The 14,400-nt window shown below is 44.4% G+C and carries 13 protein-coding genes; 10 read left to right on the top strand and 3 right to left on the bottom strand.

Annotated features, from left to right (window positions below; all coding sequences use genetic code 11):
* The first annotated feature begins 297 nt into the window (after nt 1-297).
* The 6 genes from ACO1R6_RS15040 (at nt 298) to ACO1R6_RS15015 (ending at nt 6,387) form a co-directional block, all read left to right on the top strand.
* Nucleotides 298-1,077: an NIPSNAP family protein gene (locus ACO1R6_RS15040; RefSeq protein ID WP_486265745.1), complete on the top strand. Its 780-nt coding sequence runs from the start codon at nt 298-300 to the stop codon at nt 1,075-1,077.
* A 266-nt stretch (nt 1,078-1,343) separates the two neighbouring features.
* Complete coding sequence (locus ACO1R6_RS15035; RefSeq protein WP_486265743.1) at nt 1,344-2,216, top strand: EboA domain-containing protein; 873 nt, start codon at nt 1,344-1,346, stop codon at nt 2,214-2,216.
* A 132-nt stretch (nt 2,217-2,348) separates the two neighbouring features.
* Nucleotides 2,349-3,269, top strand: a complete 921-nt coding sequence (locus tag ACO1R6_RS15030; protein WP_486265742.1) for a TatD family hydrolase — start codon at nt 2,349-2,351, stop codon at nt 3,267-3,269.
* Between the two features lie 129 nt (nt 3,270-3,398).
* The gene (eboC, locus tag ACO1R6_RS15025; protein ID WP_486265741.1) at nt 3,399-4,310 is read left to right on the top strand and encodes a UbiA-like protein EboC; all 912 of its coding nucleotides are present in this window, start codon (nt 3,399-3,401) and stop codon (nt 4,308-4,310) included.
* Nucleotides 4,311-4,341: 31 nt separating this feature from the next.
* Nucleotides 4,342-4,872 carry a hypothetical protein gene (locus ACO1R6_RS15020; protein ID WP_486265740.1) on the top strand — a complete coding sequence of 177 codons (531 nt, stop codon included), beginning with the start codon at nt 4,342-4,344 and terminating at the stop codon, nt 4,870-4,872.
* 327 nt (nt 4,873-5,199) lie between these two features.
* Entirely contained in the window at nt 5,200-6,387 is a 1,188-nt protein-coding gene (locus ACO1R6_RS15015; protein WP_486265739.1) for a 3-dehydroquinate synthase, read from the top strand.
* 116 nt (nt 6,388-6,503) lie between these two features.
* Here ACO1R6_RS15015 and ACO1R6_RS15010 read toward each other — a convergent pair whose 3' ends face one another.
* On the bottom strand, nt 6,504-7,811 hold the full coding sequence (locus ACO1R6_RS15010; protein WP_486265738.1) for a neutral/alkaline non-lysosomal ceramidase N-terminal domain-containing protein: 1,308 nt from the start codon (nt 7,809-7,811) through the stop codon (nt 6,504-6,506).
* A 93-nt stretch (nt 7,812-7,904) separates the two neighbouring features.
* Between ACO1R6_RS15010 and ACO1R6_RS15005 the strand changes: the two genes are divergently transcribed.
* From ACO1R6_RS15005 to ACO1R6_RS14995, 3 genes are all read left to right on the top strand, one after another.
* Nucleotides 7,905-8,303 carry a DUF6960 family protein gene (locus ACO1R6_RS15005; RefSeq protein WP_486265737.1) on the top strand — a complete coding sequence of 133 codons (399 nt, stop codon included), beginning with the start codon at nt 7,905-7,907 and terminating at the stop codon, nt 8,301-8,303.
* Nucleotides 8,304-8,637: 334 nt separating this feature from the next.
* Nucleotides 8,638-9,399: an SDR family NAD(P)-dependent oxidoreductase gene (locus tag ACO1R6_RS15000; protein ID WP_486265736.1), complete on the top strand. Its 762-nt coding sequence runs from the start codon at nt 8,638-8,640 to the stop codon at nt 9,397-9,399.
* A 166-nt stretch (nt 9,400-9,565) separates the two neighbouring features.
* Nucleotides 9,566-10,852, top strand: coding sequence for an MFS transporter (locus tag ACO1R6_RS14995; RefSeq protein WP_486265735.1), 1,287 nt, complete (start codon nt 9,566-9,568; stop codon nt 10,850-10,852).
* A gap of 143 nt (nt 10,853-10,995) precedes the next feature.
* On the opposite strand, the gene ACO1R6_RS14990 is transcribed toward ACO1R6_RS14995, so the two are convergent.
* The gene (locus ACO1R6_RS14990; protein ID WP_486265734.1) at nt 10,996-11,133 is read right to left on the bottom strand and encodes a hypothetical protein; all 138 of its coding nucleotides are present in this window, start codon (nt 11,131-11,133) and stop codon (nt 10,996-10,998) included.
* Between the two features lie 158 nt (nt 11,134-11,291).
* On the opposite strand from ACO1R6_RS14990, the gene ACO1R6_RS14985 reads away from it, so the two are divergent.
* Nucleotides 11,292-13,601 carry a DUF7133 domain-containing protein gene (locus tag ACO1R6_RS14985; protein ID WP_486265732.1) on the top strand — a complete coding sequence of 770 codons (2,310 nt, stop codon included), beginning with the start codon at nt 11,292-11,294 and terminating at the stop codon, nt 13,599-13,601.
* A gap of 95 nt (nt 13,602-13,696) precedes the next feature.
* Here the strand turns inward: ACO1R6_RS14985 and ACO1R6_RS14980 are convergent, their stop codons facing one another.
* The gene (locus ACO1R6_RS14980; RefSeq protein WP_486265731.1) at nt 13,697-14,368 is read right to left on the bottom strand and encodes an SGNH/GDSL hydrolase family protein; all 672 of its coding nucleotides are present in this window, start codon (nt 14,366-14,368) and stop codon (nt 13,697-13,699) included.
* Between the last annotated feature and the right edge of the window lie 32 nt (nt 14,369-14,400).

The following is a 14,400-nucleotide window of genomic DNA, read 5'->3' as shown; positions in this document are numbered from 1 at the left end:
AACTGCCTATTTAACTTAAATCTACTATTTGCGCTATTGAGTTACCCATTTTCTTACAAATAAAACCGCGTATTTAAGTGTTTATATTAACTTAAAATATCATGATGCGACAGCGTAGATACCTATCATCTGCCCTAACTAACTTTCTTGTAATCCGGTCTTAAATAAGTTATCCACAAACCTGCAAAAAATAGCCTTTTAACGTCACCTTTAAACCCAAAAGAAAGTACACACAAGCTCTTAAATTAAATCTTATCATTTATCCTGAATTAAGTTTAATTTTTAGGTTACTGTTGTATGAAAAATATTTTACTTTTTTCGGTACTGTTTATTTTTGCAGCCTTTGGTTGCAACTCTTCTAAAACCACCTCTGCGGCTGCTAAATCCGAAGTACTTTATGAAATGATAACGTACTATGCCGCTCCGGGCCGGTTAAAAGATCTGGATGCCCGCTTCCGGAACCATACTACCCGGCTGATGGCCCGGAATGGCATGAAAAATATTGGTTACTGGATACCGGTAAATAACCCGCAAAATAAACTGGTTTACTTACTGGCTTTCCCTAACCGGCAGGCCCGCGACCAGGCTTGGCAACGTTTTAACCAGGATGCCGCCTGGCAAGCCGTAGTAAAAGCCACCGAAGTACACGGCAAACTGGTAGACAAAGTAGAATCTATTTACCTTAAACCTACCGATTATTCGCCGGTACCAACCTTAAACGGCACCCAGCAGCCCCGCTCTTTTGAGCTGCACACCTTTACGGCTACCCCGGGTAATATTGGCAATTTACACGCCCGCCTGCGAAATTATACCAGCAAACTTTACGAGAAATATGGCTTAACCACTATTGCTTATTGGCAGCCTACCGACCGCGATAAAGAAACCCGCAGTAATATGCTTATTTTTATGGTGGCCAGCGCTAACCCCGAAGCCGGCGAAGCTTCTTTTAAAGTGGTACGAGACGATCCGCAGTGGCAACAAGCGTTCCGGGCCTCTGAGAAAGAAGGAGGCGGTTTGCTTACCACCAAAGCCGAAGCGGTTTATATGCTCCCCACCGATTATTCGCCGCTTAAGTAAGTTGCGGGCTTAGCCCCAATAATTTGGGGTTTAGGTAACCGATGGCTCCGGCCTTATTATTTAGATGATTTATATCATATTTACGCTTTTAATATAGCTGCCTTTAACCCGGGCAGCTATATTTGTATATAGCCCGGGCTGAAACAACAACTTGTTTAAGCTATTTAAAACAGGTAAAAGTATTTACCTTTAAATAAATTTAAAAAAATCTAAAACTTACTTTGGTTAAGGAATCCTAACCAAACTAAAATGCTGTAATATTCATTATGCCATCCGCCAATATCAGCCAATACTTAACCCAAATCCTGTATCCACAATTACCGCCATCGGGCACCGACTGGCTACAAAAACAGTTAGCTAATTTAAAAACTGAAAAAGATTTTTACCTGGCTTTTAGCCTGGCCCCGCGGTTTACAGGCAAAAAAAAGTTAGACTTTAGTGCCGCTGATTTACAAACCGCACAAGCACTACGTTCCGGCTTTACGCCTTATAACTGGACAGCCGACCAGGCGGCGCGTACTTTACTGGTACTAGCTATACCCCATACTACCCCAGAAGCTTACGTAGCTACCCTGAATAAACTTTTTAGTACCGCCAATTTAAGTGAATTAGCTACGCTGTATGCGACTTTACCCCTGTTGCCTTACCCCGAGCTACACGTAAAACGAGCGGCTGAAGGCGTACGCACCACCATGACCCAGGTTTTTGATGCCATTGCGCTGAATAATCCTTATCCGCACGATTATTTACCCGAAGAAGCCTGGAACCAGATGGTGCTTAAATCAATCTTTAACGTACGGCCTTTGTACCAGATTTACGGTTTAGATGCGCGCCGCAACCTAGCTCTGGCCCACATTGCCATAGACTACGCCCACGAACGCTGGGCCGCCGGCCGTACCCTTACCCCGGAGTTATGGCGGTTAGTAGGCCCATTTTTAACCACCGAAAACCTGGCAAATATTAGCCGTTTATTCCAGAGCCCAGAAAATATTCAGCACAAAGCGGCCGCGCTGGCTTTGTCGGAAAGTAATTTACCCGAGGCAACCCAAATATTAAATCAGTACCCGGAATTAAAAGAAGAGATTAGCAACCAGAACTTAACCTGGGAAATAATTGGCGAAAAAGCTTATGCTGGCTAAAACTAAAAAGCTGGCTATTCCCATTCCGGAAATGAGAGAACAAAACTCTTAACTTAAAATATTTTTATTCTGATATTTTACTCCATTAGTGGGTAAATCTTAAATTTAACCAAGTCTTTAACATTTATAAATATGCTATTCATCGATCCCCACGTACACATGACCTCCCGCACCACCGACGATTACGAAGCAATGCGTAAAGCCGGCGTGGTAGCCATGATTGAACCCGCTTTCTGGATGGGCCAGCCCCGCACCGAAGCCGGCACTTTTAAAGATTATTACAGCCATTTAATTGGTTTTGAGCGTTTCCGGGCCAGCCAGTTTGGCATAAAACATTACTGTACCATTGGTCTTAACTCCAAAGAAGCCAACAACGAGGCCCTGGCCGAAGAAGTAATGGAATTACTGCCGCTTTTTGTGTGTAAAGAAGGCGTAGTGGGCGTAGGCGAAATTGGCTACGACGACCAAACCGCCACCGAAGATAAATACTACCGCCTGCAACTGGACCTGGCTAAAGAAGTAAACTTGCCGGTGCAAATTCATACACCGCACCGCGATAAAAGAAAAGGCACCATTAAAAGCATGGAAGTAGCCTTAGAACATGGTTTAGACCCTGCTATGGTAATTGTAGACCACAACAACGAAGAAACGGTAAAAGATGTGCTGGATCGTGGGTTTTGGGCGGCTTTTACCATTTACCCGCACACCAAAATGGGCAACGAGCGTATGACCGAGATTGTGCGGCAATACGGCCACGAACGCATTATGATTAACAGCGCCGCTGATTGGGGCATTAGCGACCCGCTGGCGGTGCCTAAAACGGCTCAGCTCATGTTAGAACGCGGCATTGCAGAAGAATCGGTGCAGATGGTAACTTACCAGAATGCCTTGGCCGCCTTTGGTCAGAGCGGGCAAATGCAGGAGAGCGATTGGCTCGAAGCCAGTCCTGTTGACCAAAGCCTTAAATTCTCCGGAAATTCTATTTTACGCGGTGGCCAAACACCCCGCATTGATACCGGCGAGAACGAATCTGACAACCGCATTATCCGTTAATAGCTGCGCCGGCTAGCGCAACCATATTTTTATTGGCAAACTTTTGTGAATAACAAAAGCAAAAAATGGCAAAATATCGGGTAATAATGCTCAAATTTGCAAATCCTGAAATTGTACTAGTTACCCAACATGAACCGAATATTTGCCCACCTGGTACTCATGCGACCGGCCAATATTATTACTGCCATCGCCGATATTATGCTGGGCTTTGCCGCTTCCGGCTCTTTAACTTTAATTGCCCAACAAGGTAATTTTTCGTTAGACCACCCGCAACTGCAACTACTGTATTGGCTTATGGCCGCTACCATAGGTTTGTACGGGGGCGGGGTGGTTTTTAACGATGTTTTTGATGCCGAACTGGACCGGGTAGAACGTCCCGAGCGGCCTATACCCAGCGGAGCCGCCACCCGGGTAAGTGCCACTATTTTAGGGGCGCTATTGCTGATACTGGGTATTGCGGCGGCTTTTCAGGTTTCTATTATGAGTGGGGCCCTGGCGCTAAATGTAGCTATTCTGGCTTTGGTTTATAATGCACTGGGTAAATATCATCCGGTTTTAGGTCCGCTAAATATGGGCGTTTGCCGGGGTGGTAATTTGTTGTTGGGCATTAGTGCCGTACCGGCAGCAGTTTGGGTTTATTGGTACCTGGCCCTGATTCCTATTGTATATATTGCGGCCATAACGGTTATAAGTCGCGGCGAAGTACACGGTGGCGATAAACGTGTATTGCTGGGTGCTTTATTTTTGTATTTTCTGGTAATTGGCGGCATCATTTGCCTGATGCAACTACAACAGTATCATATTCTGTATGCCATGCCTTTCCTGATTTTATTTACTTACCTTATTTTCCCGCCGTTGGTTAAAGCCATTAAAACCTTAGATCCCATGCACATCCGGTTGGCCGTTAAAGCCGGGGTTATTGCGCTTATACTTATGGATGCTACCATTGCGGCCGGTTTTGCGGGCTGGCAGTACGGCTTAATAGTGCTATTACTTTTCCCAATTTCCCGGTTCCTGGCTAAGCAGTTTGCAGTTACCTAAGGCCTTAATTAGGTAAGAAACAAGTAATGTTTTGAAACACGAACTTTACACAATTTCAGAAAAATCAAACAATAAACTTGTTATAAGCCGGAAGAAAAACAGGCATTTACAAGGAGCGGCCAGTTTAACGCTATTTCTTTTATTTTGGATAGTACCAACTTATAATATTGGGAACGAAAATAATATTCGGAATTTACAACAACAACTCAAATATCTGCTTCAGCACCCGGAATATTGGCTCCACGTTTTTCTAATTCCTGTTCTTATGGTTTTTGGAATTATTTGCTTGTTGTACGTCTTTTTTACCGGCGAAGAAATAATAATTGATAAAAGCAATAGCTTAATTTCTAAACAAGGAAAAACGCAAATACATGTTACAGAAGTCAGCCATTTACAAATCAGGAAATATACGGATAGCGATGGCGACATTGATTATCGGTTATCACTTGTAACTACCACAAACAATAAGTTATTTATCGATCGTAGTTCTAACCAAGATGGCATTATTTCCTTTGCCGAAGAAATTGGTGATTTTTTAGAGAAAAATATTCAATTTAAATAAACATGCTCTCAGAAACCTCCTTAAAAGTACTGTTTGTATATATAGGCATGTATTTTGTATTTGGGGAATATTTTTAGAGGCATCTTTCCTGTGGCCAATCAAATAAATACTTTATATCTTTCGGTATTTTAGAGTGCTTGTAAATTAAGTGGTTAAAACCGCTGTGGCTTAGGCCTCTCTAACAATCTCTGCCTGGTTGTAAATTCTTTATCTTTTCTATGCAAAAATCAGGGATAAATGCACTTAATTAGATCCTAATTTTGTTATCCCAAATATAAACGGTTAATTACCTGTTTCAGAATATTAAATTTAGCTCTACTTACATAAATGCAGATTGCTCCAATCCACCAAAAATTTAAAGTATCTTTTTCTTACCTAGTACACTTTACCAATGGCCTTTTTAGGCCTGATAATCATTTACTCCGCGATGTGATTGCCCAGGATGGCGGCGAAGGCCAGCGTAAGTTATTTTTTGTAATTGATAGCGGCGTACAAGAAGCGCACCCACACCTCTTAAAGGCCATTCAAGCCTATTTTGAAACCCACGCTCAAGTATTAAAACTGACCAGTACGCCGGTTATTATTCCGGGCGGCGAGCAGTGCAAAAACAATCCGGAGTGGGTAGAGCAGTTGCTTGAAGCGGTTCATTTGTACGGCATCGATCGGCATTCGTACATGGTAGCTATTGGCGGCGGCGCTTTACTAGATATGGTAGGCTACGTGGCTTCTATTGCGCACCGCGGCATCCGGCATATTCGCATCCCAACTACGGTGCTGTCGCAGAACGACTCCGGCATTGGCGTAAAAAACAGCGTAAATGCATTTGGTAAGAAAAACTTCTTAGGCAATTTTGCGCCGCCTTACGCTGTACTCAACGATTTCGATTTTTTAACTACTTTATCAGATCGTGATTGGCGGTCGGGTATTTCCGAAGCCATTAAAGTTAGTTTAATTAAAGACGCAGCCTTTTTCCGGTTTATTCAGGAAAATGCCGAGAAACTAGCCAAACGCGATATGCCGGCTATGCAGTACCTTATTTACCGTTGTGCCGAATTGCACCTGCAACACATAGGCGGCGGCGATCCGTTTGAACAAGGTTCTTCCCGCCCCTTAGACTTTGGTCACTGGTCGGCACATAAACTAGAGCAACTGAGTAACTACGAAATCCGGCACGGCGAAGCGGTTACGCTGGGGATTGCCCTCGATTCGGTTTATTCGCATTTAGTAGGCATTTTATCGGCGAAGGAGTTGGCGGAAATATTAACTGTAATCCGTACCCTGGGTTTTGATTTATACGTGCCGGAATTAAACGAACACCTGGAAGATGCGGCCCACCCCAATAGTTTGCTGCACGGTTTACAAGAATTTAGAGAGCACCTGGGCGGTAAATTAACCATTATGCTGCTTACCCAAATTGGCAAAGGCGTAGAAGTAAACACCATGGATAACGACACCGTGGTGGCCGCCGTACGCCAATTGCAGCAGTACCAAAACCAGGTTGCACCGGTACAATAAGCTTGCTATAGGTAATAAGTTTACAGCTATTTAGCGCCGTATAGTAATTATTTTTTAGTTACCAATAAATCAAAAGTTACTCCTGCAAAAGTTATAGCCCAGGTAAAGCCTGGTTGCTATAACTTTTGCAGGAGTAACTTTATCATTTCTGAGAGGTACGCGCCGTTATAAGGTCCAAAAAAATTCATGTCGCGGGTTTTGTATTTTGGCAGATGGTAATATTTATCGGGGGTAATGTACCCAATATAGCCGCCATTAAAACTGGTAATCACTAACTTATCAGCCGGATGGGGTAATTGCTGCGCCAGGTCCGGCACTAATTCTCCCGAAAAATCGCAGGGCGTTCCTACTAGTAATACATCGCCGAGGCGCAAACCCGAAAGCGTAGCCGGGTACTTACCAAAAATTCCGTAGAAAAATATTGGCCATAAGCGCCAATTCTGGGCAATTCGCCAATGCGGACTACGCAAATATAAAGGTACTTCTACTGCTTTTAGCCGAAACAAATAATTAACCGGCACCGATGCCACAGCCGGCATAATATGGGTGGCCAACCCCTGCGCCATGTTCGTTACTTTATGGTAGTTGGTACCCGTTGCTGCCGGACTATGGCTGGCTACCGCTCCAGCGCTAAACGCCGCAAAATCAATAGTAGCATCTTTCTCCAGGCGCTGTACCAGCGCCGACGGGTAATCACCGGATATATTTAGTTCGGCAGCGGGTAAGCAGGTTGCGTGCGCTGCATACGTAAGCCACACTGCCGTTTCGCCGGTTAATTTTTTAATTTTAAGCAGCCGCACCGCTGTGTCGCGTGTACCAGCCGTACCTACCAAGCGGTTAGCGACCAGGCTATCGGCCTTTAAGGCAGCATAACCCACCTGGGCCGGTGCCGCATTTTTATCAGCCAAGACAATAGCTTTTAAAATAGAATGCGTTAAATGGTCTACAATTTTTTTATCGTATTTACCGGCCATTACAAAACCGGCGGGTTTACGGGCCCACCCGCCCAGGCTGCTGTGGGCGTGGGTAGCCGTCAGGTATACCTGCTCTTTCCTAAACCCAATGCTACTGAGCTCTTCTTTTAACGCTGCCGTAACCGACATGGGCGCAATTAATAAATCTAGGGTAATTAAGGCCACGCGTTCAGTTTTGTTTTTAAAAACAAACGCCCGCACATAAATAGAATCGTGAATGCCGGTCAGGCGCTTGCCTTTACGCTTGCCGTAACCAGCTAAGGGCGCCTGGTGGTCAGGCGTAATATTTACTTTGGCCCACCCCACCCGCACGGTATCGGGGTTAAAAGTGGGTGCCGGTAATTTAGCTACTGCCGCTTTGGTTTGGCGGTAATATTTTTTACCCTGATAGGGCTTTTTACCCACTGGCAAACAGCTCTGTAAGCCGCAACCCAGAACAAACCCCAGCATAATAAATAAAAATCTGTTGTACGATTTATTGGCCACCAATACTACCCTGCTTAATTTTGTACGTAATTTGTTTTATTTTTAAAAGTACAAAGGATGGCCCGCAAAGCAATAGAATTTGGCCGTTATCCCTGGTTTCCGGCGCATGGGTACGCATATATACACCCCTCTAACCGCCGCGATTTTGAAGCGATAACGCCGCACGACAAAGTTTTTGAGAAGATAGATGAGAACGACCGCTGGGTGTTGCTGCAATACGGCCATAAACAGTTTAAAGTAGAACCCGATTTGTACACGCCGGTTGCGCCGTTGCCGTTTAGTTTTGGCGACAAAGTAGAAGAAGTCAATCGTACGCCCGGCCAGCTCCGGTTGCGCGGCGAAATATTTAATATTTTCTGGCACCCCGCCGAAGACCAGGCTTATTTTCAGATCCGGCAGGGCAAACAAGAACTAGAACGCCGTTTCCGAGCCGAGGAATTACGCCCCATGCAGTAAACCACTATTAAATTTTATCAGATTTTAATCCCCGCTTTTTACAGAAGCTAACTCCTGGCAACCGTTTAATGCCTAATCTGGTGGTAGCCGGCGCTTGTTGCGCCGGCTATTTTTAAAAAAGTAGCAAATACCTATTTTTTAATTTAATCGTTAATCTGGCTTTATTTAAGTTCTAAATTAGAAACCGCAAACGTTACCGGTAATTTTTAACAAGCCAAATAATTGTATTTATCAAATTCACATCTTTATTAACTCTTGGTAAAAGCCGCTTCAGTTGTAGCCATCATTTTCACAATTAAATTTATTTAAGCATATTGGAAAAAATTATCTATACATGAAGCAAAGTCCTTTTAGTTTAGAAAACAAAATTGCATTGGTTACCGGTGGCGGTACCGGTTTGGGTTTAGGCATTAGTAAAACTTTTTTAGAAGCGGGCGCAACCGTAATTATTACAGGTCGGCGGGAAGATGTGCTGCGCGAAGCCTGCGAAAAGCTAGGCGAAGGGGTAACCTATATTGTGAATGATGTTTCTGATTTAGCAGGTGTGCCCGGTTTGGTAAAGAAAATAGAAGAAGAGTTCGGGCGCATTGATGTACTGGTAAATAATGCCGGCATTAACTTAAAAAAACACACCTTGGAAGTAACCGACGAGGAGTTTCAGCGCATTATTCAAACCAATTTAAATGCGGTATTTGCATTAACCCGCGAGGTAAGCCGCAGCATGGTAGCCCGGGGCAGCGGCTCTATTATTATGATTACCTCTATGGCCGCTATGTATGGTTTATCGCTGGTAGCTGCTTATTCGGCTTCCAAATCGGCGGTATTGGGCATGACCCGCGTACTGGCCAGCGATTTATCGCCGTATGGTGTTCGGATAAATGCCATAGCGCCTGGCTTTATCGAATCGCCGATGCTGTTTAAAGCTTTGGACGCTGATCCGGAACGAAAAGCAAAAGTTACCGGGCGCACACCTATGCAGCAATTTGGTAAGCCCGAAGACATTGGTTTAGCCGCCGTTTACCTGGCCTCTGAAGCCAGCCGGTTTGTAACGGGTATTAACCTACCGGTAGATGGCGGCAACTCTATTGGTTTTTAAATCTGATAAATAATCCGGAGCATTACACCTGCCGGGCAACTGGATAAAACAATAGCAGCTTTTATCCAGGCCAGAATAAAATAAATTGATTAAAATAATTAGCCAATCGATAATTAACTTTGGCTAACAGCTCTTATTTGACTATTAAATAATTCACCACTGCCTCATGGAAAAAACCAAAACAGGCCATTATCGCTGGGTAATTTGCGCCTTGCTCTTTTTTGCCACTACTATCAATTATATCGACCGGCAGGTTATTGGCTTACTTAAACCTACCCTCGAAACCGAATTTAACTGGACCGAATCCGATTACGGCAATATTGTAATGGTTTTTGCGGCCTGCTACGCCTTAGGCTACATTATCTTCGGTAATTTTATTGATAAAATCGGCACTAAGCTGGGTTATACCATTTCTATTATTATCTGGAGTATTGCCGCCATGTTGCATGCCCTGGCAAAAAGCACGTTCGGTTTTGGCGTAGTAAGGGGTTTATTGGGCTTAGGTGAAGCGGGTAACTTTCCGGCGGCGGTTAAAGCCGTAGCCGAATGGTTTCCGAAAAAGGAAAGGGCTTTGGCTACGGGTATATTTAACTCCGGTACCAGTATTGGTGCAGTGGCCGCTCCTATTCTGGTGCCCTGGATTCTAGGCGCTTACGGTTGGCAAGAGGCTTTTTTAATTACCGGTGCCCTGGGTTTTGTCTGGCTTATTTTCTGGTGGTTTGCCTACGAAATTCCGTCTAAGCATAAAAAAATCACCCCCGAAGAGTACACCTATATTCACAGCGATAACGAACCAGCTGTTTCAGAAACGGCCGCAAAACTACCCTGGAGCCGCTTACTCAGTATAAAACAAACCTGGGTTTTTATTTTAGGTAAACTCCTTACCGACCCAATCTGGTGGTTTTTCCTGTTCTGGCTGCCGTCTTACTTTGCTACTACGTTTAACCTCGACCTGAAAAAACCAAGTTTGCACCTAGCTATCGTATACACAGCTACCACGGTGGGTAGTGTGGGCGGCGGCTATTTATCGTCTTACTTAATTAAAAAAGGCTGGCCTATTTTAAAAGCCCGGAAAGCAACTATGCTGTTGGTAGCCTTTTGTGTACTGCCCATTATGCTGGCCCGGTTTGCTACCGATATTTGGGTGGCAGTAGGTATTATTAGTTTGGCGGCCGCAGCGCACCAGGCCTGGAGCGCCAATATTTTCACCATTGTTTCGGATATAGTACCCAAAAGAGCTGTTAGCTCGGTAGTTGGTATTGGGGGTATGGCCGGTTCCATTGGTTCTACCCTGTTCCCGTTATTGGTAGGTTACTTACTCGATTATTATAAAGCAGCCGGTAATATTGGAGCTGGTTACAACATACTATTTATTATTTGTGGTTGTGCTTATTTTATTGCCTGGTTTATTATTCACCTGCTTACTAAAAACCTGAAACCCGTAGATTTATAGATTAACTCTGGCAGGCAATGGTCTTATCCTTTCTGTTTTATTTCTAGCCATTTATTTAATAGAAATAGAACAGGAAAGGTATTTAAATGCAACTATAAAGGCGGTATTATTTGTTCTAAAGCAGGCTTAATAATTGAAGCTGTTTAGTTTTTGTAAACAGCATGAACAGTTTGCCCTGTCTGTGTGTTTTCACCGGCAAGGGCAAAAGCTAAAGGATTGGCGGTGATAACACCACCACTGGCAGCGGTTAGTCCCTTTAGCAAAACACTAAACAAGTTCATTATTTAGTTACAAACCAGCAAAGCTTTCTAATATTTACCTTTCTGCGCCCTTTAGTAACAGAAAATATAAAATATTAATTATCAATCTGGTAAAAACATTAAATGCATCCAGGCAGTTGTTTTACAAAAAATATATCAGGGAAAGTACCATTTATCAAATGAAAAAATTTCTTTATCCATTTTTGTTCGTGTTGCTTAGCGGTATTTTATTTTATTGCCGCACAAATAAAACGAACAGTTCTCAATTACCGGCCGAAACCACCAATGCCACGCCCATTCAGGTAGACTTAAATTCTTCCCCGGTTTTTTCTCCGGCCGAATCGCTCAGAAGAATGCAGGTAGAAGATGGTTTTGAGGTTAAACTGGTAGCCGCCGAACCTTTGGTGGTATCGCCGGTGGCGGTAACCTTTGATGCTAAAGGCCGCATTTGGGTAGTAGAAATGGAAGGCTATATGCCCGATACGGTGGGTACCGGCGAAGAACTACCCAACGGTAAAATTGTTATTCTGGAAGATAAAAACAAAGATGGCGTAGCCGACGAGCGCAAAGAATTTCTGGGTTCGCTGGTTTTACCCCGTGCCATTTGCCTGGTAGAGAACGGGATATTGGTAGCCGAGCCCCCGCGCTTGTGGTACTACGAAATAAATGATGATAAACCCGGCAAAAAGGTTTTGGTAGATGATAAATATACCGAAGGCGGTAACGTAGAACACCAGCCCAATGGTTTGTTCCGCGCCATCGATAACTGGATTTACAATGCCAAATCGAGCAAGCGCTACCGTAAAAGCGGCGATAAATGGTTAATTGAGCGCACGCACTTCCGGGGCCAGTGGGGCATTAGCCAGGATAATTATGGCCGGCTTTATTACAACACCAATTCCGAAAATTTATTAGGCGATTATTTTTCACCGGGCTTTGGCGCCACTAATAAAAATCAGCGCGGCGTTGCCGGTTTTAACGAAAGAATAGTAGCCGATAACAAAGTGTATCCGGCCCGACCTACCCCCGGCGTAAACCGCGGCTACATGGACGGCATACTGGACGCGAACCTGCGTTTAGTTAATTTTACGGCTGCCTGCTCGCCTTTGGTATACCGGGGCAGTTTGTTCGGGAAAGAATACGATGGCAATATTTTTGTGGCCGAGCCCTCGGCTAACCTGATTAAGCGCAACGTAGTTACCGAAAACGGCTATGCCCTAAAAGGCCGGCAAGCTTACCAGGGCAAAGAATTTCTGGCCAGCGTAGACGAGCGTTTCCGGCCGGTAAGTTTGTATAACGCGCCCGATGGTGCCTTGTACGTAGTAGATATGTACCGCGGTATTATTCAGCACAAAACGTATTTAACCACTTACCTTAAAAACGAAATAGGTAAACGCAGCTTAACGCACCCCTTGGCTTGTGGCCGCATTTACAAAGTGGTACCTAAAAACAGCAAAACCAAAATGGTTACGCTGCCCAATAAACCTGAGCAGCTGGTAAAATTATTAGGCAATGCCAACGGTTGGGTGCGCGACCAAGCTCAGCAAATGTTAATTGATGGCCATTATACCCAGGTAGTACCGGCTTTAAAACAAGCTACTCAGAAAACCGATAACCCGTTGCTGGCCATGCACGCCCTCTGGACGTTGGAGGGTTTAGGCGCTTTACAAACCGAAGAAGTACTTACCGCCCTTAAACAACCGGTTTGGCCAATCCGGATGCAGGCGTTAAGTGTTTTGCCGTCGGTAATAAACCAGCGTACCTATCCGCAATATGTTACCGCCCTGGAACAGTTATTGGCTGCCAACGATACTTTAGCAGCTCCTTACGTAGCTTTTGCCGCTAATTACATTCAGCCACTCGATCAGAAAGCGGCCAGTAAGCTGCTAACGCAGGTTGTACAAAAATACCCGAACAACCGGTATGTAGCCGACGCCGTGGTAAGCACAGTACAAGACCGCGAAGAAAATTTTCAGCAGGAAATTACTGCCCTGGTGCCCAACAGCAATTTTGCTATTCAAAAACAATTGCAAAGGGTTATTACGGGTACCCAAAATGCCCGCGCCAACCGCGACCCGCAGGCCTTACTCAAAGCTTATCCCAAAGGAGCAGCCATGTATGGTACTATCTGCCAGACTTGCCACGGCCCGGATGGTAACGGGGTAAAAGCCTTGGCTCCTCCGCTTAACCAATCGGAGTGGGTAACCGGCGACAAGGATAAACTTATTTCGATTGTATTATTTGGCTTAACCGGCCCGATAAGTGTAAATGGCCATTTGTACAAAGCGCCCGAAATAAACGGCGATATGCCGGGCATAGGATACAGCAAAGAACTTTCCGACGAAGATATAGCCCAACTCCTTAGTTTTATCCGGCAGTCGTGGCGCAACAATGCCTCTAAAGTAAGCGCCGAAGAGGTGAGCAAAGTACGGCAAAAGCTAAAAAACCGGCAAAAAGCCTTTACCAGCGAAGAGTTAAAACAAATCTAATCAATTGCGGTTTTAAATTCTAATAAAGCAAAACCCCGGGCTATGCGTTAAGCACTGGCCCGGGGTTTTGCTTTATTTAGGAAATATTAGTTTGCTTACTTCAAATACGGTTTTAGTGCCTGGGCCCAAATATCGTAACCGGCTTTGGTCATGTGCAGGCTATCAGCTTTAAATAATTCGGGTTTGGGTTTGCCGCTGGGTAGCAACATAGGGGTGTAAATATCTACATAACTGGTTCGCTTTTGCTCTTCCAGAAAATTTTTAACCAGCGTATTGGCTTGGGTAATCTGGGGCATTAGGTGTTTGCGCGACGGACTGGGCTTTATAGCAATAAACGTGACCGTGGCCTTAGGCGATGCTGCTTTAATTTTATCGTACAACACCTTAAAATCCGCAAGTACTTTTTCAGGCGTTTTACCCGAGGCCAAATCGTTATCGCCGCTGTAAACAACTACTTGTTTGGGTTTGTATGGTGTAACCAACCGATCGGCAAAATAAGCCACCTCATCGGTTTGCGAGCCTCCAAAGCCATGGTTCAGGATTTTCTTACCCGGAAAATATTCCGTCAGGTTTTCCCACAAACGAATAGAAGAACTACCCGTAAAAACAATATTCTTTTTAGCTGACTTATCGGCTTTGTTGCGCGCTTCTAAAGTAGAAATTTCTTTTTCCCACTTTGCAAAATTCTGGGCCGCAGCGCCGGGCAACCAAAAGAAATATAACCCGATTAATACTAAAACACTTAAAATTTTTCGGTCGATAAACATGTATAAAAATATTTAATATATACTTAAAAGAT

Source organism: Adhaeribacter sp. (assembly GCF_057359045.1).
This window is presented reverse-complemented; position numbering and strand designations above follow the sequence as displayed.